16 protein-coding genes are annotated in these 19,451 nt (G+C 65.9%); 9 read left to right on the forward strand and 7 right to left on the reverse strand.

From position 1 onward, the window contains the following. Positions 1-184: 184 nt before the first annotated feature. The gene (locus DACI_RS19885; RefSeq protein ID WP_012205792.1) at positions 185-787 is read right to left on the reverse strand and encodes an isochorismatase family protein; all 603 of its coding nucleotides are present in this window, start codon (positions 785-787) and stop codon (positions 185-187) included. A 195-nt stretch (positions 788-982) separates the two neighbouring features. On the opposite strand from DACI_RS19885, the gene DACI_RS19890 reads away from it, so the two are divergent. The 3 genes from DACI_RS19890 (at position 983) to DACI_RS19900 (ending at position 2,801) form a co-directional block, all read left to right on the forward strand. Further along, positions 983-1,618: a C40 family peptidase gene (locus DACI_RS19890; RefSeq protein ID WP_012205793.1), complete on the forward strand. Its 636-nt coding sequence runs from the start codon at positions 983-985 to the stop codon at positions 1,616-1,618. A gap of 162 nt (positions 1,619-1,780) precedes the next feature. Continuing rightward, positions 1,781-2,038 carry a GlsB/YeaQ/YmgE family stress response membrane protein gene (locus DACI_RS19895; RefSeq protein ID WP_012205794.1) on the forward strand — a complete coding sequence of 86 codons (258 nt, stop codon included), beginning with the start codon at positions 1,781-1,783 and terminating at the stop codon, positions 2,036-2,038. Positions 2,039-2,114: 76 nt separating this feature from the next. After that, on the forward strand, positions 2,115-2,801 hold the full coding sequence (locus DACI_RS19900) for a hypothetical protein (protein WP_012205795.1): 687 nt from the start codon (positions 2,115-2,117) through the stop codon (positions 2,799-2,801). A gap of 7 nt (positions 2,802-2,808) precedes the next feature. On the opposite strand, the gene yghU is transcribed toward DACI_RS19900, so the two are convergent. After that, positions 2,809-3,648, reverse strand: a complete 840-nt coding sequence (yghU, locus tag DACI_RS19905; RefSeq protein ID WP_012205796.1) for a glutathione-dependent disulfide-bond oxidoreductase — start codon at positions 3,646-3,648, stop codon at positions 2,809-2,811. A gap of 129 nt (positions 3,649-3,777) precedes the next feature. Between yghU and DACI_RS19910 the strand changes: the two genes are divergently transcribed. Continuing rightward, on the forward strand, positions 3,778-4,266 hold the full coding sequence (locus DACI_RS19910; protein WP_012205797.1) for an EVE domain-containing protein: 489 nt from the start codon (positions 3,778-3,780) through the stop codon (positions 4,264-4,266). Between the two features lie 187 nt (positions 4,267-4,453). Continuing rightward, the gene (locus tag DACI_RS19915) at positions 4,454-5,479 is read left to right on the forward strand and encodes an FUSC family protein (RefSeq protein ID WP_012205798.1); all 1,026 of its coding nucleotides are present in this window, start codon (positions 4,454-4,456) and stop codon (positions 5,477-5,479) included. Here DACI_RS19915 and DACI_RS19920 read toward each other — a convergent pair whose 3' ends face one another. Continuing rightward, on the reverse strand, positions 5,480-6,745 hold the full coding sequence (locus tag DACI_RS19920) for an MFS transporter (RefSeq protein WP_192812295.1): 1,266 nt from the start codon (positions 6,743-6,745) through the stop codon (positions 5,480-5,482). A gap of 133 nt (positions 6,746-6,878) precedes the next feature. Here DACI_RS19920 and DACI_RS19925 point away from each other — a divergent pair, with 133 nt between their 5' ends. Continuing rightward, positions 6,879-7,598 (forward strand): hypothetical protein, encoded by a 720-nt coding sequence (locus DACI_RS19925; protein WP_012205800.1) that lies wholly within the window; start codon positions 6,879-6,881, stop codon positions 7,596-7,598. Between the two features lie 188 nt (positions 7,599-7,786). On the opposite strand, the gene DACI_RS19930 is transcribed toward DACI_RS19925, so the two are convergent. Next, complete coding sequence (locus DACI_RS19930; protein WP_012205801.1) at positions 7,787-8,404, reverse strand: LysE family translocator; 618 nt, start codon at positions 8,402-8,404, stop codon at positions 7,787-7,789. Between the two features lie 65 nt (positions 8,405-8,469). On the opposite strand from DACI_RS19930, the gene DACI_RS19935 reads away from it, so the two are divergent. Then, a complete protein-coding gene (locus DACI_RS19935) occupies positions 8,470-9,399 on the forward strand; it encodes a LysR family transcriptional regulator (RefSeq protein ID WP_012205802.1) in 930 nt (309 codons plus the stop codon). 141 nt (positions 9,400-9,540) lie between these two features. Here the strand turns inward: DACI_RS19935 and lpdA are convergent, their stop codons facing one another. From lpdA to aceE, 3 genes are read right to left on the reverse strand one after another with little or no spacing between them, the layout of a single operon-like run. After that, positions 9,541-11,385: a dihydrolipoyl dehydrogenase gene (gene lpdA, locus DACI_RS19940; RefSeq protein ID WP_012205803.1), complete on the reverse strand. Its 1,845-nt coding sequence runs from the start codon at positions 11,383-11,385 to the stop codon at positions 9,541-9,543. A 15-nt stretch (positions 11,386-11,400) separates the two neighbouring features. After that, complete coding sequence (gene aceF / locus DACI_RS19945) at positions 11,401-13,092, reverse strand: dihydrolipoyllysine-residue acetyltransferase (RefSeq protein ID WP_012205804.1); 1,692 nt, start codon at positions 13,090-13,092, stop codon at positions 11,401-11,403. Between the two features lie 19 nt (positions 13,093-13,111). Continuing rightward, the gene (gene aceE / locus DACI_RS19950) at positions 13,112-15,829 is read right to left on the reverse strand and encodes a pyruvate dehydrogenase (acetyl-transferring), homodimeric type (protein WP_012205805.1); all 2,718 of its coding nucleotides are present in this window, start codon (positions 15,827-15,829) and stop codon (positions 13,112-13,114) included. A gap of 320 nt (positions 15,830-16,149) precedes the next feature. On the opposite strand from aceE, the gene DACI_RS19955 reads away from it, so the two are divergent. Both DACI_RS19955 and DACI_RS19960 read left to right on the forward strand, forming a co-directional pair. Continuing rightward, on the forward strand, positions 16,150-18,723 hold the full coding sequence (locus DACI_RS19955; RefSeq protein ID WP_012205806.1) for a PAS domain-containing sensor histidine kinase: 2,574 nt from the start codon (positions 16,150-16,152) through the stop codon (positions 18,721-18,723). Beyond that, positions 18,720-19,370: a response regulator transcription factor gene (locus tag DACI_RS19960; protein ID WP_012205807.1), complete on the forward strand. Its 651-nt coding sequence runs from the start codon at positions 18,720-18,722 to the stop codon at positions 19,368-19,370. Before DACI_RS19955 ends, DACI_RS19960 begins: the two co-directional genes overlap by 4 nt. The last annotated feature ends 81 nt before the right edge of the window (positions 19,371-19,451 follow it).

The raw sequence follows: 19,451 nt of genomic DNA on the forward strand, positions 1-19,451 counted from the left end.
CTCTCTTGGGGGAATGCCGCCACTGTAGAAAAACGCCCTGCCCGCGCCTATTCGGCCGGCTACGCACGCAGCTCCGTAGAACTACGCGGTGCAGCGGCAGCCCGCCTCCCGAGAGCAGACAGGTCACCATGAAAAAAGGCGCTCCAAAGAGCGCCCCAAGACGGCGGACCCAGGAACCCAGGCCTTACTTGACCAGGGCAAGCAGATCCTTGAAGGCCGGATGCTCGCAGCTGCGCAGCCACTCGAAGGCCACCATCTCCGTGGTCACCAGCTCGGCACCTGCGCCGGCCAAGCGGTCGAAGGCGGCATCGCGGTTGCGCTCGGTGCGCGAGCTGCAGGCGTCGGTGACGACCCAGACATCGAACTCATCTTCCAGCAGCTCCAGCGCCGTCTGCAGCAGGCAGACATGGGCTTCACAGCCGGCAATCACCACCATGCTGCGCTCGGGCGCCTGCTGCTGGGGCTTTTGCAGGTGCTTGGGCAGGCTGCGTGCATTGCCGCCCTGGGGTCGGGCAGGAGGACGCAGCCACTCGCCCAGGCCCTCGGCCACGGCGCTGAAATGCATCTTGGACAGGGTCCGGTCGCACAGCGCGCGCAGTTCGGCGTCGTTGGCGCCCAGGCGCGAGGGGTTCTGCTCGGTGCCGAAGACCGGCACGTCCACCAGCTGCGCCAGGCGCGCCAGCTTCACGGCATTGGCCAGAACTGCCGGTCCCTCGAAGATGGCCGGCATCAGGCGCTCCTGGTAATCGACGAGTACGAGCTGGGAGTCGGTGGCTTCAAGCAGCATGGCGGATCTTTCTTGGGAATATGGGGCGGCGCGGGCCGCCCTTCTTATAGAGGACAAAAGGGAAAGCTTTCCATTGTCGCAGCTTGCGTGCGCTCCCTGCCGCGCAGCCCGGATTCCTGAGGTAACTCAAAAACCCAGGTTTTCGGGGGTCTTATCGAATTTGTCCTACGTTTTTGCGTGGTAATCTCGCGCCCCATGTCCCGATGGCTTATTGCACTCCTGTTTGTCAGCGTCACGGCACACGCGGCTCCGCCCGAAATGCGTGACGACGATATGAACCAGCTGCTGGTCAACCGCAGCCTCATCTCGCAGCTGCGCGAAGCCCGCCACCACATGGCGGAACGCACTTCCGACTTCGTCAAGGAAGCACGACAAAGCGTCGCCGAAAAGACCTCCGATCTGGTCGTGACCGCCATGGGCTTCATCGGCGTTCCCTACCGCCGCGGCGGCAACAGTGCCGAGACCGGCTTCGACTGCAGCGGCTTCGTCCGCGCCATCTACTCCGAAACCCTGGGCAAGGTCCTGCCGCGCCGCGCTGACCAGCAGGCACAGGCCACGGAGAAAATCGACAAGAACGAACTCAAGCCCGGTGATCTGGTGTTCTTCAACACCATGCGCCGCACCTTCAGCCATGTCGGCATCTATGTCGGCGACGGCAACTTCATCCATGCACCGCGCACCGGTGCGCAGGTTCGCGTGGAAAGCATGCAAAGCGCGTACTGGGCTCGCCGCTTCGATGGCGCCCGCCGCGTGCAGGACGCCGACGGCCTGGGCCTTGACGCCAGCAAGGCCGCTCTGGCCCTGCAGATGCAGGCAAGCCAGCTGCAGTGATCGCAGCGTCTTTTGCGCCAATCCACAAACGCCTGCACATGCAGGCGTTTTGTTTTTCAGGACCCTGCTCTGGCTTCGTCCCAGGTTGAGATGCTGTCCGACAGGGCCACCCGGTGCCGGGCCCTAGAGTCGCGGCATGGAAGCTTCAGTTCGGAGAAAAGCATGATGTCCTTGATTGGTACCCTCATCGTTGGCCTGGTCGTTGGCTTGCTGGCGCGGGCACTCAAACCCGGCGATGACAGCCTTGGCTGGATCATGACCATCCTGCTCGGCGTGGCAGGATCGTTTCTTGCCAGCTACGTTGGTGTCGCCATGGGCTGGTACGAGGCCGGGCAACCCGCCGGCTGGATCGCCTCCATCGTGGGCGCCATCGTCATCCTCTTCATCTACAGTCTGGTGCGCAGCAAGAGCGCACGCTGACCACCCTGCGCGCCAGCCGCATCCGCCGGCTGGTGCATTCTCTTGATCGACATCTGCCCCGTCCTCACTGGCACGCATGATCTTTCGCACATCGGACAAAACCCCTCCCCCTCCACCACCGCGCCACGATGTGGCGCAAGCGGCCGAGAGCGCGCGCAAGTTGCTGCACCGGCGTGCGCTGGTCGGCGCAGCGGCCAGCAGCCTGCCCATTCCGGGCCTGGACTGGCTGGTGGATGCGGCCCTGCTGGCGCGGCTGCTGCCGCGCATCAACCGCGAATTCGGCCTCACACCCGAACAGTTGGACAAGCTGGAACCCGGCAAGCGCGAGCAGGTGCAAAAGGCCGTGGCCATGGTGGGCTCGGTGCTGATCGGCAAGCTGATCACGCGCGACATGGTGGTGCGCCTGGCGCGCGCGGCCGGCATGCGCATGACGGCTACGCAGGCCGCCAAGTACGTGCCGCTGGCAGGCCAGGCTGCAGCGGCAGCGCTGGGCTATGCCACGCTGCGCTATCTGGGCGAGCGGCATATCCAGGACTGCATTCGTGTGGTGGAGCACGCAGAACTCGACATTCCCTCGCGGCTTGATCGCACGGCGCGCAAGGTCGAGCAGACAGGTCAGCAATTGGAAAAGGCCAAGAAGACCGACAAGGCCGACAGGACCGACAAGGACGGGCGCGAGGCCGAGCCCGCCCCCGAGCCTTCCGGCAAGCGCCCGCGCTTCTGGCGCCAGCCCGATCGCGGCCCCTGGGGCCGCTCCCAGTAGACGGCTATCAGCCCAGGTCCGACGCCTGATGGCGCTCGGGCACCTGGGTGGCTTCATCTCCCCAGGTACGATTCACGCGGCGGCCCCGCAGCACGGCCGGCCTTTGGGCAATCTCCCTGGCCCAGCGCATGACATGCGTGTATTCATGGGCAGACAGGAACTCGGCCGCGCCATACACCTCGTTGAGCACCAGGGCCCCATACCAGGGCCAGATGGCGATATCGGCAATGCTGTAGTTCGCCCCTGCAATGAACGGGTGCAGGGCCAGCTGGCGATCGAGCACATCGAGCTGGCGCTTGGTCTCCATGGTGAAGCGGTTGATGGGGTACTCGAACTTCTCGGGCGCATAGGCATAGAAATGCCCGAAACCGCCGCCAAGGTAAGGTGCCGACCCCATCTGCCAGAACAGCCAGTTCAGGGTTTCGGTGCGCGCAGCGGGCTCGGCAGGCAGCAGCGCACCAAACTTCTCGGCCAGGTACAGCAAGATGGAGCCTGACTCGAACACGCGCACCGACGGCTCGACGCTGCGGTCCACCAGCGCCGGGATCTTGGAGTTGGGATTGACCTCGACAAAGCCGCTGGAGAACTGGTCGCCTTCGCTGATGCGGATCAGCCACGCGTCGTACTCCGCGCCGGCATGGCCCAGCGCCAGCAGCTCCTCCAGCATGATGGTGACCTTCACGCCGTTGGGCGTGGCCAGCGAATACAGCTGCAGCGGCTGCTGCCCCACCGGCAATGCCTTGTCATGGGTGGGACCGGCGACCGGGCGGTTGATGTTAGCAAAGGTGCCGCCCGAAGGCGCTGGCTGCCATACGGCAGGCGGGACATAGGTGGAGCTGTCGGTCATGCAGGGTTCCTGTGGTTCGCGGGCTGGGGAGAGGTGCCCGGCTGAAGGCGATTGTCCCGTCACCGGCGCGCTCTTGCCGGCGCGCGCGGAACGCCGCCACGGCGTCCGGGGATTTGCCACAATCGCGGCATGACTGCCGCCCCCACCTCCGCCCGCCAGTTCTGGCTCATGAAGAACGAGCCAGACGAATTCTCCATAGACCACGCGCTGGCCGCGCCGCAGGCCACCATCGCCTGGGACGGTGTGCGCAACTACCAGGCGCGCAACTTCATGCGCGATGCCATGCAGGTGGGCGATGGGGTGCTGTATTGGCACTCCAGTTGCGCCGAGCCCGGCATCTACGGTATCGCCCGCATTGCAGGCAACCTGCGCGTCGATGCCTCGCAGTTCGACCCGCGCAGTCCCTACTACGACCCCAAGTCCTCGCCCGACAAGCCGCGCTGGCTCACGCTGGACGTGCAGGCGCTGCGCAAGACACGCACGCTGCAGATCGCCGAGCTGCGCGAGCATCCCGAGCTTGCCGGCATGCGCGTACTGCAAAAGGGCAACCGCCTGTCGATCACGCCGGTCACGCCCAAGGAGTGGGCCTTCATCGAAGGCCTGCTCCAACCCGCCTGAGCTGCCGACCCGCCCGCTGCGGGCTGCTTTCTTACAAGCAAGAAGCTTCTCTCCTGCACGCCGAACCTGGACTGGCCGCTATGCTTTTGGGCATTTGCGAACCTGGATTTCGCATGCTGGAGGGAGAATCTTCGTGCGTTGGCGAAAAGCAAAAGCAAAAACACCCCCTGGAACTCCCAAGAGCGGCATGGCCGCTGCGCCCGGCCGCCTGCGGCTGGCGCTGCGCGACGCCATCGCCGCATCCCTGGGTGCGATGCTGGCCTGGGAGCTGTCCCACTACCTGCTCGGCCACCCCAAACCCGTCTTTGCCGCTGTCACCGCCCTGGTCTGCCTGGCGCCCGGCCTGCCCAGCCACCTCAAGCAGACCTGGGGCCTGGTGCTGGGCTGCGCCATCGGCATCATCGTCGGCGAACTGGCCTGGCTGCTGCCCGACACCATTCCGCTGCTGCGGCTGAGTCTGGCCTCGCTGGTCGCCCTGTCTCTGGCCGCCATGCTCGGGCAGCCGCCAGTCGTCCCGATACAGGCGGGCGTCTCCGTCGTGCTGGTGCTGAGCATGGGGCCGAGCGCCGCGGGCGAGACGCGGCTGGTTGACGTACTGGTGGGCGCCGGTGTCGGCCTGATGTTCAGCCAGGTGATCTTCACGGCCAATCCGCTGCGCGCCGTGTCGCGCTCGGCAAGCGCCTTGCTGGGCCAGCTGGCCGAGGGGCTGGAAGCCACCCTGCGCGCCACCGCCACCCACGACACGCCCGATGCCACCGTCGCGCTGGGCCAGCTCACGCGCAGCAGCGATGCGCTGAGCGCACTGCGCGCAGCCATGGTGGAGGCGCAAAGCGCCAGCCGCTGGTCCCTGCGCGGCCGCCTGGGTGGCGCGGGGCTGCAGACCATCACCGGGCGCTATGACCGCCACGCCGTGCGCCTGTATGCCAGCGCACTGCTGCTGGGCGAAAGCCTGGTGCGCGGCATGTCGCATGACAGTGGCCTCATGCCGCGCGCCATCGTGCTGCACTGTGAATGGCTGGTCGATGCCTGCCGCCAGCTGTCCGCCAACGGCAACGTGGTGGCCCTGCAGCCCGATGACGCCCTGGCCCAACTGGCCGCATCCGCACCCCAGGCCCCCGCCCAGCCGGTGCCCCAGGCCTGGCTGCCCGCGCTGGATCATGCGCAGCAGATGGAAGAGGCCCTGAAGGCGTTGATAGGCTCGCGCGACGCGTGATCAGACTGCAGCGCGCCCGCGCGACGCTGCACCCGCACCGCCGATGCGCCCGATCGCGCCGGCCAGCCACCAGCCGATAGCGCACATGGCCGCCGTCACCACCCAGGTCCACTGCCATCCGCCCGCCTGCACGGCCACGGCCGCCACCAGAGGCGGGCCTGCAAACTGCCCCACGCTGGACCATTGCTGCATGAAACCCACCGTGGTCGATACCGTGGACTCATCGGGGGCCAGCCGCACCGCCATGGAAAACAGCGTGCCTGGAATCAGCCCGCCCGCCGCCGAAAACAACACCACCGCCACAAAGCGCAGCCACAACGGCGCCAGCGGTTGCCCCTGCCATTGCAGATAGGCCAGCAGCGCACACGCCGCCATGCAGCCAAAGCCCAGGCGCAAGGCGCGCGTGGCGCTCCAGCCGCCTTGGAGCAAACGGCCCGAGGCCACATTGCCCACCATGTTGGCCAGCGCCACCACGGCCGTCAGCGTGCCCGACAATGCGGCGCCCAGGCCAGCCTCGGCATAGACCGTGGGGAGAAAGCCGATGACGGCCATCCACTGCCCTGAGTACACGGCAAAGGCCACAGCCACGCACCAGGGTCCGGGGCTGCGCAGGGTCAACGCCAGGCGAGGACGCCAGCCACCGCCCGCCACCGACGTGCCAAGGGGCACCGGCCTGTCTGCCGGCACGCCACACCAGACGGCGACCCATGCGAGTGCCGAAATCAGTCCCAACAGCAACCACCATGCGGGCCAGGATGCCCAGGCCATCACCCACGGCCCCAGCAGCAAGCCGATGGCACTGCCCAGCGGCATATAAGTGCCCCACCAGCCCATGCGCGCGCTCAGATCGCTTGGCGCCACGCAGCGCCGGATCAGACCCGGCCCCGGCATGGCCACCAGCAAAAAGCCCAGCCCCTCCACGGCACGCAAGGCCAGCAGCGCTGCAAACCCCGTAGCGGTGGCGCCCAGGGCGCTGGCACCCGCCATCAACAGCAGGCCTGCCAGCATGCTGCGCCGCAGCCCCCAGCGGTCTGCACCCAGACCCACCACCAGGCCCAGCACCATGCCGGCCACCTGCACGGTGGAAAGCAGAAAGCCGGCCTGCAGCAGGGACAGGCCCAATTGCTGCTGCAGCACCGGCACAGCCGGCGGCAGCTTGCCTACATGCAGAGCCGCACTGACGCCGGCCGCCACGACGATCCATGAGGGATGCACCCCCTGCTTCGTTGTTTTCACTGGATGCTGTCTCCCGGGGGCGCATGCCATGCGCCCTGTAGCTGATGTGTGAAGTATCGAAAGCATAGGCCAAGCGGCGCCTGCAAACAGCACTCTTCTTACCCGCCGCCCCGCCTGTATGAAGGCACACTGAAGGCCTGGATCAACTCCCGAGGCCTTGCGCATGCGCTCATCACTAGATTTCAGCTCCTGGTCTTCGCTGCTGTCCACGGTGTTGGGCCTGCTGCTGGTCACCTGCCTGATGATGGGCATTCGCCTGCTGTTCATGCAGACCGTGCAAAAGCGGCGCGAGCGTGAAAACCGCCAGATCAATGAACGCCTGAAGTCGCTTATCGCCGCCTACAAGACGCTGGGCGGCTCTTTCACGGGCACGCTGCATGTGAATCCCCTGCACCTGCGCGATCTGCGCAGGCCCGCCGCCGACGATGCCGATGCCGATGCACCACCGGCTTTTGGCAGCGAGCGCCAACGGCGCATTCGCGATGCGGTCGAAGCCGCGCTGTCCGATGTCATCTTGCTCGGAACGCAAGACCAGGTGCGCATGGCCGCCCAGGCGGCCCAGGACATGGTGGCAGGCCAGCCTGTCGAGACTGCGGCACTCGTCGCTTCGCTGCGCGCCTTCATCCGCGAAGCGCTGGATCTGGAGCCGATCCCCGACAGCCTGCGCGTTCCCAACCAGGGCCCCACGCGTCCGGGCGGCACGACGGGCGGGGCGCGCAAAGGTGGCGCGGAATCCGGCGCTTCAAGCAAGGGCGGTGGCGGTGGCGGTGGCGGCGGCGGTGGTGGCGCAGGAATGGGCGCCGCAGGCATGGGCGGCCTGGGCATGGGAGCAGGCCTTGGCGTCGGCGTTCACCATGGAGACGATGGCACGCCCCCACCATGAACACCTGCCGTGCCAGGTCGAACCGCAAGCCACTGGGACGCCGGCCCGCTTGCCGAGCGAACATGACACTCGCCAGAAACAGCCAGGCCTGCGAGGTACCAGATGGCACCCCGCAGGCCTCGCATGCCGGGCAGCAGCCGCCTGCCTGCCCGTCCTCCCCCACCAATTTCTGTCAGACCATCACCACATCACAGCCGCAGCTTGGCCGTTGCCAGCAGCAAACCAAACCCCACCAACATGCCGCCAAAGGCCCTGTCTATCCAATGCCGCACGGCCAGCAGCCGCGCACGCACCCGCTGGGCCGAAAAGCACAGCGCCACGATGCAGAACCACGCCACATGGGCCAGCGAGATGAATCCGCCATATGCCAGCTGCGTGGCCAGCGGCGTGTCCTGTCCCACGATCTGCAGGAACAGGCTGACCACGAACACCGTGGTCTTGGGATTGAGCGCATTCGTCAGAAAGCCCGTGCGCAGCGCCGCCATGTCGGAGAGCGCGGCCACGGGCTGGCTGGGCAAATCGTCCTCCTGGCGGCTGCGCAGCATGGTCACGCCCAGATAGATCAGATAGGCTGCACCCAGCAGCTTGACCACGTCGAACAACCAGGTGGACTGCTGCATGAGCAGTCCGACCCCGAGCAAGGTATAGCCGACATGGACCAGCACCCCCAGGCCAATGCCCAGCGCCGTCAGCAGGCCCGCGCGGCGCGAGCGCAGCAGGCTGTTGCGTGTGACCATGGCGAAATCCGCCCCTGGGCTGATGACGGCCAGCAAGGTAATGGTGACTACAGCTATCCATTCGGTCATCGGTTATCCATTCGATTCAATGCAACGCGCCGGATAGTATTGGCCTTCCATGAAAATGCATAACGATGTTTTCTGACACAGTTGGTGAACTCAACTCACAAACCCCGAGCAAGCGGCTGCCGTCGCTGCAGGCCTTGCGCTGCTTCGAAGCGGCCGCCCGGCGGGAGAACTTCAGCAAGGCGGCAGAAGAGTTGCACCTTACCCATGGCGCCATCAGCCGGGCCGTGCGCCTGCTGGAGGACGATCTGGGCGTGACCCTGTTTGACCGCCGCAGCCGCCGCGTCTTCCTGACCGAGGCAGGCCGCCACCTGGCCCAGGCCGTGCACGAAGGCCTGGAGCGCATGCGCCAGGCCACGCAGGAGTTGCGCTCGCGCGCGCAGCAGGCGCGCCGCTGGGTGCTGTCCTGCGAGCCCACCTTGCTCATGCGCTGGCTGATCCCGCGCTGGCCGCAGTTCCAGGAACAGCACCCGGAGTTGCAGCTGCACCTGATGGCGGGCGGCGGGCCTTTCTCTTTCGCGGACGGCATCGATCTGGCCATACGACGCGATGACTTCTCTCCGCCAGCGGGCTGCCATGCGGAGACCCTGTTTGCCGAGCGCATAGGCCCGGTCTGCCGACCCGAGCGGCTGGCGCAGTGGTGCACGCGCTCCGACGAGGGGCATGCCACCGGGCTGCGCCCGGAGGCGCCCTTGCTGCAAAGCCGCACCCGCCCGGGGGCCTGGTCCACCTGGGCAGAGCACAGCGGCCAGCCGCCGCCGTCGGGATCCCAGCTGCAGTTCGACCATTTCTATTTCAGCCTGCAGGCCGCCGTGGCAGGCATGGGACTGGCCATCGGACCCTGGCAACTGGTGCGCGACGACATCGCCAACGGCGTGCTGGCAGCGCCCATGGGCTTTGTCGAGGACGGTTCGCGCTACTGCCTGCTGTCCCCCGCTCCGCCCACGCCAGATGGCGTGCACGACCAATTGCTGCAGTGGCTGCGCGCCCAGGCCTGAACAGGTCTGCCCTCTTTGCCGTGCCTGTGTCTGGACCGGTGTCTGGGCTGATGCCTGTGTCCTTGTCTGCGTATCCCAAAGCAGAAAGGCAGCCGAAGCTGCCTTTCTTTTCTTGCCTGGCCTGAACGCCCGGCCTTGCGCTTACTTGCGCTGCGGCGGCAGGTCCGTGCAGGAGCCGTGCGCCACCTCGGCCGCCATGCCCAGGCTTTCGCCCAGCGTGGGGTGGGGGTGGATGGTCTTGCCGATGTCCACAGCGTCGGCACCCATTTCGATGGCCAGCGCAATCTCGCCGATCATGTCGCCCGCATGCGTGCCGACGATGCCGCCACCCAGGATGCGGCCATGGCCGTGCGCCTCGGGGCTGTCATCGAACAGCAGCTTGGTGACGCCTTCGTCGCGGCCATTGGCAATGGCGCGGCCCGAAGCCGTCCAGGGGAAGACACCCTTCTTGACCTTGATGCCCTGGGCCTTGGCCTGGTCCTCGGTCAGGCCCACCCACGCCACTTCCGGGTCGGTGTAGGCCACGCTGGGGATCACGCGGGCGTTGAAGGCGCTGGCAGCCAGCTCCTTGTTGCCCTGCAGTTCACCGGCGATGACTTCGGCGGCCACATGGGCCTCGTGCACAGCCTTGTGCGCCAGCATGGGCTGGCCCACCACGTCGCCGATGGCGAAGATGTGGGGCACATTGGTGCGCATCTGGATATCGACTTCGATGAAGCCGCGGTCCGTGACGGCCACGCCGGCCTTCTCGGCAGCGATCTTCTTGCCGTTGGGCGTGCGGCCCACGGCCTGCAGCACCAGGTCGTAGACCTGGGGCTCGGGCACGGTGATGCCGTCCTTGGCAGGCGCAAAGCTGACCTTGATGCCTTCGGGCGTGGCTTCGGCACCCACGGTCTTGGTGTTGACCATGATGTTGTCGAAGCGCGGCGCGTTCATCTTCTGCCAGACCTTGACCAGGTCGCGGTCGGCGCCCTGCATGAGGCCGTCCATCATCTCCACCACGTCCAGGCGTGCGCCCAGCGTGGAGTAGACGGTGCCCATTTCCAGGCCGATGATGCCGCCGCCCAGGATCAGCATGCGCTTGGGCACGCTGGCCAGGTCCAGCGCGCCGGTGGAGTCCACCACGCGCGGGTCCTTGGGCATGAAGGGCAGGTGCACGGCCTGGCTGCCGGCGGCAATGATGGCGCGCTTGAACTGCACGATCTTCTTGCTGCCGGTCTTTTCCTGGCCGTCGCCCGTGGTCTCTTCCACCTCAAGGTGGTTGGCACCGACGAAGTTGCCGTAGCCGCGCACCACGGTGACCTTGCGCATCTTGGCCATCTGGCCCAGGCCGCCGGTCAGCTTGCCGATGACCTTGTCCTTGTGTCCGCGCAGCTGGTCGATGTTGACCTCGGGCGCGCCGAACTTGACGCCGGCCACCTCCAGGTGCTTGACCTCGTCCACCACGGCGGCCACGTGCAGCAGCGCCTTGGACGGGATGCAGCCCACGTTCAGGCAGACGCCGCCCAGGCTCTTGTAGCGCTCGACGAGGACCACATTCAGGCCCAGATCGGCCGCACGGAAGGCTGCCGAGTAGCCGCCAGGACCGCCGCCGAGCACGACCACGTCGCAGTCGTAGTCGGCCGCGCCACCGGCGTAGCTGGCTGCGATCGGAGCGGGAGCCGATGCTGCGGGCGCTGCAGCGGCAGGCGCTGGAGCCGCCGCTGCAGGGGCCGGTGCGGCCGCCTGGGGTGCGGCGGCCGCTTCGCCAGCGGCCTCCAGCGTCAGGATCAGGCCGCCTTCGGCGATCTTGTCGCCGATCTTGACCTTGAGTTCCTTGACCACGCCGGCATGGCTGGAGGGGATCTCCATGGAGGCCTTGTCGGACTCCACGGTGATCAGGGACTGGTCCTTGGCCACGGTGTCACCGGGCTGGACCAGCAGTTCGATCACGCCCACTTCGGCGAAGTCGCCGATGTCGGGCACCTTGATGTCGATGATTGCCATGTGTCGGGCCTCCGTTTACAGCAGGATGCGGCGGTAGTCCGCCAGCACTTGGCCCAGGAAGGCATTGAAGCGCGCGGCCGAGGCACCGTCGATGACACGGTGGTCATAGGACAGCGACAGCGGCAGCGTCAGGCGCGGCACGAATTGCTTGCCATCCCACACCGGCTTCATCTGGCCCTTGGACAGGCCGAGGATGGCCACTTCAGGAGCGTTGATGATGGGAGTGAAGTTCGTGCCACCGATGCCGCCCAGCGACGAGATCGAGAAGCAGCCGCCCTGCATGTCGGCAGCGCCGAGCTTGCCGTCGCGGGCCTTCTTGGCCAGTTCGCCCATTTCCTGGCTGATCTGCAGGATGCCCTTCTTGTCGGCATCGCGCAGCACGGGGACCACCAGGCCGTTGGGCGTGTCGGCCGCAAAGCCGACGTGGAAGTACTGCTTGTAGACCAGGGTGTCGCCGTCCAGCGAGGCATTGAACTCGGGGAACTTCTTGAGGGCCGCAACCACCGCCTTGATCACGAAGGCCAGCATGGTCACCTTGACGCCGCTCTTCTCGTTCTCCTTGTTGGTGGAGACACGGAAGGCTTCCAGGTCGGTGATGTCGGCCTCGTCATTGTTGGTGACGTGCGGGATCATGACCCAGTTGCGCGACAGGTTGGCGCCGCTGATCTTCTTGATGCGCGACAGGTCCTTGCGCTCGACCGGGCCGAACTTGGCGAAGTCGACCTTGGGCCAGGGCAGCAGGTCCAGACCTGCGCCGCCGCCGGAGCCACCCTTGGGAGCGGTCGCGGCCTGGGCCTTGGTCTGCACGGTACCCGCCATGACGGACTTGGTGAAAGCCTGGATGTCGTCGGCCGTGATGCGGCCCTTGTTGCCCGAGCCCTTGACCTCGTCCAGCGGCACACCCAGCTCGCGGGCGAACTTGCGTACCGAGGGCGATGCATGGGGCAGCTTGCCCGTGGGTGCCACGGTGGGGTTGTGCGCAGGCGCAGCGGCGGGAGCCGATGCTGCAGCGGCAGCCACCGGAGCTGCAGCGGCCGGGGCAGCAGTTGCCGGTGCAGGGGCTGCAGCAGCAGGTGCCGGGGCCGCAGCCTGGGCTGCAGGCGCGGCAGCGCCCTGCACGCTCATCTGGCCGACCACGTCGCCCACGTTGACCGTGTCACCGATCTTGAGCGTCAGCGCCGTGATGGTGCCGGCCGCTGGCGACGGGATTTCCATCGAGGCCTTGTCGGATTCGACGGTGAACAGCGATTGCTCGGCCGTCACGGTGTCGCCGACCTTGACCAGCATCTCGATCACGGCCACGTCCTTGAAGTCGCCAATGTCGGGAATCTTGATGTCGATCTGCGTGGCGGCGCCCGAGGCCGCAGGCGCGGCAGCAGGAGCAGCGGCCGGTGCAGGCGCAGCCACCGGGGCCGGGGCTGCAGCGGCGGGGGCCGGTGCGGCGGCTGCAGGTGCCGGGGCAGCGGCTTCCGCCGACTCGACCACGGCAATGATGCTGCCCTGCTTGACCTTGTCGCCCATGTTGACGCGCAGCTCCTTGAGCACGCCAGCGTGGCTGGAGGGGATCTCCATGGAGGCCTTGTCGGACTCCACCGTGATCAGCGATTGCTCGGCCTTGATCTGATCGCCGGCCTTGACCAGCACTTCGATCACAGCAACTTCGTCGAAATCACCGATATCGGGGACTTGAATTTCTACCAATGCCATATGTGTCTCCCGTTCTTACTCAAGCGTGCAGCGGGTTGATCTTGTCGGCCTTGATGCCGTACTTGGCGATCGCCTCGGCCACGGTGGTGGCGTTGATCTTGCCTTCTTCGGCCAGCGCGCGCAGTGCGGCAACCACGATGTAGTGGCGATCCACTTCGAAGTGCTCGCGCAGCTTGCGGCGGAAGTCCGAGCGGCCGAAGCCGTCGGTGCCCAGCACCTTGTAGGTGCGGCCCTTGGGCATGTAGGGGCGGATCTGCTCGGCGTAGGCCTTCATGTAGTCGGTGGATGCGATCACCGGGCCATTGTGCGACTGCAGCTGCTGCGTGACGAAGGGCACCTTCTGGGTGTCCAGCGGATGCAGCAGGTTCCAGCGGTCGGCCTCCTGACCGTCGCGGGTGAGCTCGTTGAAGCTCGGGCAGCTCCACACGTCGGCGGCAATGCCCCAGTCGGCCAGCAGCAGTTCCTGGGCGAAGAAGGATTCGCGCAGGATGGTGCCCGAACCCAGCAGTTGCACGCGCAGGCCGCTTTCAGGCACCTTCTGGCCGGGCTTGCACAGGTACATGCCCTTGATGATCTGCTGCTCGGTGCCGGGCGTGAGGCCGGGCATGGCGTAGTTCTCGTTGAGCAGCGTGATGTAGTAGAAGACGTTTTCCTGGTTCTGCACCATGCGGCGCAGGCCGTCCTGCATGATCACGGCGACTTCGTGGGCGAAGGTCGGGTCGTAGCTCACGCAGTTGGGAATGGTGTTGGCCAGGATGTGGCTGTGGCCGTCTTCGTGCTGCAGGCCTTCGCCGTTCAGCGTGGTGCGGCCCGAAGTGCCGCCCAGCAGGAAACCGCGCGCCTGCATGTCGCCGGCCGCCCAGGCCAGGTCACCGATGCGCTGGAAGCCGAACATCGAGTAGTACACGTAGAACGGGATCATGATCCGGTTGCTCGTGCTGTAGCTCGTGGCTGCCGCGATCCAGCTGCTCATGCCGCCGGCTTCGTTGATGCCTTCCTGCAGGATCTGGCCGGCCTTGTCCTCGCGGTAGTACATCACCTGGTCCTTGTCGACCGGGGTGTACTGCTGTCCAGCGGGGTTGTAGATGCCGATCTGGCGGAACAGGCCTTCCATGCCGAAGGTACGGGCCTCGTCCACCAGGATGGGCACGACGCGCGGGCCGATTTCCTTGTCGCGCAGCAGCTGCGTGAGGAAGCGCACATAGGCCTGGGTGGTCGAGATCTCACGGCCTTCGGGCGTGGGTTCGAGGATGGCCTTGAAGGTATCAAGCGCAGGCGCCGTGAATTGCTCGCTGGCCTTCACGCGGCGGTGCGGCAGGTAGCCGCCCAGGGCCTTGCGGCGCTCGTGCAGGTAGCGCATTTCCGGGGTGTCGTCGGCCGGCTTGTAGAAAGGCAGGTCGGCGATCTGGCTGTCGGGAATGGGAATGTTGAAACGGTCGCGGAAGGCCTTGATGTCCTCGTCGCCCAGCTTCTTGGTCTGGTGAACGGTGTTCTTGCCTTCACCGATCTTGCCCATGCCGAAGCCCTTGACGGTCTTGACCAGCAGCACGGTGGGCTGGCCCTTGTGCGAATTGGCAGCATGGAAGGCAGCGTAGACCTTCTGCGAATCGTGGCCGCCGCGGCGCAGGTTCCAGATCTCGTCGTCGCTCATGTGCTCGACCATCTTCAGCGCGCGCGGATCGCGGCCGAAGAAGTTCTTGCGCACGTAGGCGCCGTCATTGGCCTTGAACGACTGGTAGTCGCCGTCGTTGCACTCGGCCATGATCTTCTTGAGCACGCCGTCCTTGTCCTTGGCCAGCAGCTCGTCCCAGCCCTTGCCCCACAGCAGCTTGATGACGTTCCAGCCGGAGCCGCGGAACTCGCCTTCGAGTTCCTGGATGATCTTGCCGTTGCCGCGCACCGGGCCGTCCAGGCGCTGCAGGTTGCAGTTGATCACGAAGATCAGGTTGTCCAGCTTTTCGCGCGCGGCCAGCGAGATCGCGCCCAGCGACTCGACCTCGTCCATTTCGCCGTCGCCGCAGAACACCCAGACCTTGCGGCTTTCGGTGTCGGCGATGCCACGGGCATGCAGGTACTTGAGGAAGCGCGCCTGGTAGATGGCCATCAGCGGGCCCAGGCCCATGGACACCGTGGGGAACTGCCAGAACTCGGGCATCAGCTTGGGGTGCGGGTAGCTGGACAGGCCCTTGCCGTCCACTTCCTGGCGGAAGTTCAGCAGCTGCTCCTCGGAGATGCGGCCTTCCAGGTAGGCGCGGGCATAGATGCCGGGCGAGACGTGGCCCTGGATATACAGGCAGTCGCCGCCGTGGTTCTCGTTTTCGGCGTGCCAGAAATGGTTGAAGCCGGCCGCGAACATGTTGGCCAGCGAAGCGAAGGAGCCGATGTGGCCACCCAGGTCACCGCCTTCGGGCGGGTGCAGGCGGTTGGCCTTGACCACCATGGCCATGGCATTCCAGCGCATGTAGGCGCGCAGACGGCCTTCGATTTCCAGGTTGCCGGGACAGCGGGCTTCCTGCGAGGTCTCGATGGTGTTCACATAGCCGGTGTTGGCCGAGAAAGGCATGTCCACGCTGTTCTGGCGTGCGTGTTCGAGCAGGTCCTCGATCAGCTTGTGCGCGTATTCGGCGCCTTCACGGTCGATGACGGCCGACAGGGCGTCCATCCATTCGCGCGATTCTTGTTGGTCCAGGCCGGCGGGAACGCCTGCATTGCCTTGCGGGTCAGTCTGAGCTGTCATGGGAATGTCTCCTTGCAGAAGGTAGCGTCTTGGGGTCGAACCAGTGAGCGGCGCAGCGCGCCAACGCAGGCGGGTAGTTCACCACGCCTTGCGCGGCACAGACCCTGTCTGGCGAACTTGAAAATACCGATTCACTGCCTCAATGCTCGGCGAGTGTCGCATACTTTTTTCGAATTTCAAATGGTGCTTTTTGATTTCATAATTTGAAATTTTGCTGCAAACGCACATACAGTGAAGACCCCAAAGAACGTCGCCGAAGCGCCTCGGCGGCGACTCCAATACTCCTTAAAAACAGTCAGACTCTCCCCTACACTGGGCGCATGCAATCCTCCCCTTCCGAGCACGGCACGCACAGCCCTGCCCCCATGGCAGGCGTGGCCGCGCCAGTGCGCTGGTGGCGCAGCTGGTGGCGCAGTCTTTCCCCCACGCGCCAGGACCGCTTCGCGGCGCTCGCCCCCCTCGCGGCCGTACTGATGTTCATGGCGGCCATCGTGGCCTCCTTCTGGTACCTGCGCATGGAGGAGATAGACCGCGAGAAGGAAGCGCTGCACCGCGACGTGGAATATGCCCAGCAACGCGTGCGCCTGCGCCTGCTGGAGCGCCAGGAGCAACTGATGCGCATGGCGCGCGACATAGGCAACCACGACCTGGGCGAATCCGACTTCGCCAGCCGCGCCGAAGCACTCATCAGCCAGTACCCGGAACTGCAGTCCATCACCTGGATCGATGCACAGCGGCGCATCCTGGCCAGCCAGTCCGCCCCCACCGTCAGCAGCGAGCAGCTGCGCATCCCGCGTGAAGTGCTGCGCGCCGGAGACGCGCTGGAGGCCTACCAGCTCGCGCGCGAGATGCAGCAACCCATCTACGTGCAGGGACTGGCCCACAAGGGGGAAGCCGCGCCGCTGCTGCAACTGCATGTGCCGCTGGCACAGGACGGCCGCTACATCGGCGAGCTGCTGGGCGAATACTCCATCGACAGCCTGCTGCGCTATGGAACACCCACCGAAATCATGGCCCGCTACGCCATGACCATGCTCGACAGCCGGGGCCAGGTGCTGGCAGGCACGCCGCTGACACCGCGCAAGCAGACCGCCACCGAACTGCTGCGCTGGCGCACCGTTGCCAACGAGGACGAGGCACCCGTCGCCCCCGTGGGCAACAGCCTGGTGCTGCGTGCCCAGGCCTATCGCACCTCGCTGGGCGTGGTCGGCAGCGGCCTGTTCTGGCTGGTGGGCACGCTCAGTGCGATGACGGCATGGCTGCTGCTGGCCACCTGGCGCCACACGCGCCGCCGCCAGCGCGCCCAGGAGGCCCTGGTCGCAGAGACCAACTTCCGCCGCGCCATGGAAAACTCCGTGCTCACCGGCATGCGCGCGCTGGACCTGCAAGGCCGCATCACCTATGTGAATGCCGCCTTCTGCCAGATGACGGGCTGGAGCGAATCAGAGCTGGTCGGCCAGATGCCGCCCTACTCCTACTGGCCCGACAACGACTACGACAACCTGCACTCCAAGCTGCGCGAAGAGCTTTCGGGCAAGACCATCGTCGGGGGCTTTCAGGTGCGCGTGCAGCGCAAGAACGGCACGCAGTTCGATGCGCGCCTGTATGTCTCGCCGCTGATCGACGCCCATGGCCAGCACACGGGCTGGATGTCGTCCATGACCGACATCACCGAGCCCAACCGCATCCGCGAGCAACTGTCCGCCTCCTACGAGCGCTTCACCATCGTGCTGGAGGCGCTGGACGCCTCGGTGTCCGTCGCCCCGCTGGGCAGCGCCGAGCTGCTGTTCGCCAACAAGCTGTACCGGCAGTGGTTCGGCTCGCAGACCGATGGCCACCTGCAGCTCGTCGCCCAGGCCGGCGTGCTGCCCGTGCGCTCGCAGCCGCAAGGCATGGACGACGAGGACGGCCTCATGGGCCTGCCCACCGACTCGCTGACCAGCGCACGCAGCGAAAACGCCGAGATCTACCTGCCGGAACTGGGCAAGTGGCTGGAAGTGCGATCGCGTTACCTGAGTTGGGTGGACGGCCGCCTGGCCCAGATGGTGATCGCCACCGACATCACGCCGCGCCGCCTGGCCGAGGAGCAGGCCGATCGCCAGGCCGAGCACGCCCAGTCCGTCAGCCGCCTGATCACCATGGGCGAGATGGCCTCCAGCGTCGCCCATGAGCTCAACCAGCCGCTGACCGCCATCAGCAACTACTGCAGCGGCATGCTCACCCGGCTTGAAAAGGGCACGCTGACCGAAGAGCAGATGAAATTCGCGCTGGAGAAAACCGCCCACCAGGCGCAGCGCGCGGGACAGATCATTTTGCGCATACGCTCCTTCGTCAAGCGCAGCGAGCCCAACCGCACACTGGCCCAGGTCACCGACATGGTCAGCGAGGCCGTGGAACTGGCCGGGATCGAGCTGCGCCGCCGCAATGTGCAGCTGACCTACCACGTGGCCGAGCGCATGCCGGCCATCATGGCCGACACCATCCTCATCGAGCAGGTGCTGGTCAACCTCATGAAGAACGGCGCCGAATCCATCGAGCAGTCGGGCCGCCCCAGCCACCAGCGCAATGTGGAGCTGCGCGTGGTGCCGCGCACCATCGAGGACCAGCGCGTCATCGAATTCAACGTGCAGGACACCGGCAAGGGCCTGCCGCCGGAGGTGCTGGAACGCCTCTTCGAGGCCTTCTTCACTACCAAGAGCGAAGGCATGGGCATGGGGCTGAATCTGTGCCGCAGCATTGTCGAGTCCCACCAGGGCCGGATGCGTGCCGAGAACCTCTACAATGGTTCCGAGGTTGTCGGCTGCCGGTTTTCATTCTGGCTGCCGCTGGCCCCGCCGGGCGACGCGACAACGCCGGCAGCGACCATTGAACCCACAACAAGGACGATTGCATGAGCTTGATCCCGAAAAAAGGCACTGTGTACGTAGTTGATGACGACGAAGCGGTTCGTGATTCGTTGCAATGGTTGTTGGAGGGCAAGGACTATCGTGTGCGCTGCTTCGACTCGGCCGAGACCTTCCTCTCGCGCTACGACCCACGCGAGATCGCCTGCCTCATTGTCGACATCCGCATGGGCGGCATGACGGGCCTGGAACTGCAGGACCGCCTGATCGAACGCAAGTCCCCCCTGCCCATCGTCTTCATCACCGGCCACGGCGACGTGCCCATGGCGGTGAACACCATGAAGAAGGGCGCACTGGACTTCATCCAGAAGCCGTTCAACGAAGAGGAACTGCTGAACCTGGTCGAGCGCATGCTGGACCATGCCCGCGAAGCCTTTGCCGGCCACCAGCAGGCCGCCAGCCGCGATGCGCTGCTGGCCAAGCTGACCAGCCGTGAAGCCCAGGTGCTGGAGCGCATCGTCGCCGGCCGGCTGAACAAGCAGATCGCCGACGATCTTGGCATCAGCATCAAGACGGTGGAGGCGCACCGCGCCAACATCATGGAAAAGCTCAACGCCAACACCGTGGCCGATCTGCTCAAGATCGCCCTTGGCCAGGGCCAGACCGCTGCAGCGGCCAAGGCAGCCGTCGCCGGATAAACCCAGACACCACCGCTTTTTTTCAAAGAGCTGCTAGCGCTTGATCAACAAGCCCTAGCAGCATTTTTATTGGTATTCACT

The organism is Delftia acidovorans SPH-1 (assembly GCF_000018665.1).
GTDB lineage: Bacteria > Pseudomonadota > Gammaproteobacteria > Burkholderiales > Burkholderiaceae_C > Comamonas > Comamonas acidovorans.

Bases quoted from the DNA above. Each gene is read 5' to 3' on its own strand.
- DACI_RS19885 (WP_012205792.1), bottom strand. From the start codon at position 787: ATGCTGCTTGAAGCCACCGACTCCCAGCTCGTACTCGTCGATTACCAG.
- DACI_RS19890 (WP_012205793.1), top strand. From the start codon at position 983: ATGTCCCGATGGCTTATTGCACTCCTGTTTGTCAGCGTCACGGCACAC.
- DACI_RS19895 (WP_012205794.1), top strand. From the start codon at position 1,781: ATGATGTCCTTGATTGGTACCCTCATCGTTGGCCTGGTCGTTGGCTTG.
- DACI_RS19900 (WP_012205795.1), top strand. From the start codon at position 2,115: ATGATCTTTCGCACATCGGACAAAACCCCTCCCCCTCCACCACCGCGC.
- yghU (WP_012205796.1), bottom strand. From the start codon at position 3,648: ATGACCGACAGCTCCACCTATGTCCCGCCTGCCGTATGGCAGCCAGCG.
- DACI_RS19910 (WP_012205797.1), top strand. From the start codon at position 3,778: ATGACTGCCGCCCCCACCTCCGCCCGCCAGTTCTGGCTCATGAAGAAC.
- DACI_RS19915 (WP_012205798.1), top strand. From the start codon at position 4,454: ATGGCCGCTGCGCCCGGCCGCCTGCGGCTGGCGCTGCGCGACGCCATC.
- DACI_RS19920 (WP_192812295.1), bottom strand. From the start codon at position 6,745: ATGGCATGCGCCCCCGGGAGACAGCATCCAGTGAAAACAACGAAGCAG.
- DACI_RS19925 (WP_012205800.1), top strand. From the start codon at position 6,879: ATGCGCTCATCACTAGATTTCAGCTCCTGGTCTTCGCTGCTGTCCACG.
- DACI_RS19930 (WP_012205801.1), bottom strand. From the start codon at position 8,404: ATGACCGAATGGATAGCTGTAGTCACCATTACCTTGCTGGCCGTCATC.
- DACI_RS19935 (WP_012205802.1), top strand. From the start codon at position 8,470: ATGTTTTCTGACACAGTTGGTGAACTCAACTCACAAACCCCGAGCAAG.
- lpdA (WP_012205803.1), bottom strand. From the start codon at position 11,385: ATGGCAATCATCGACATCAAGGTGCCCGACATCGGCGACTTCGCCGAA.
- aceF (WP_012205804.1), bottom strand. From the start codon at position 13,092: ATGGCATTGGTAGAAATTCAAGTCCCCGATATCGGTGATTTCGACGAA.
- aceE (WP_012205805.1), bottom strand. From the start codon at position 15,829: ATGACAGCTCAGACTGACCCGCAAGGCAATGCAGGCGTTCCCGCCGGC.
- DACI_RS19955 (WP_012205806.1), top strand. From the start codon at position 16,150: ATGCAATCCTCCCCTTCCGAGCACGGCACGCACAGCCCTGCCCCCATG.
- DACI_RS19960 (WP_012205807.1), top strand. From the start codon at position 18,720: ATGAGCTTGATCCCGAAAAAAGGCACTGTGTACGTAGTTGATGACGAC.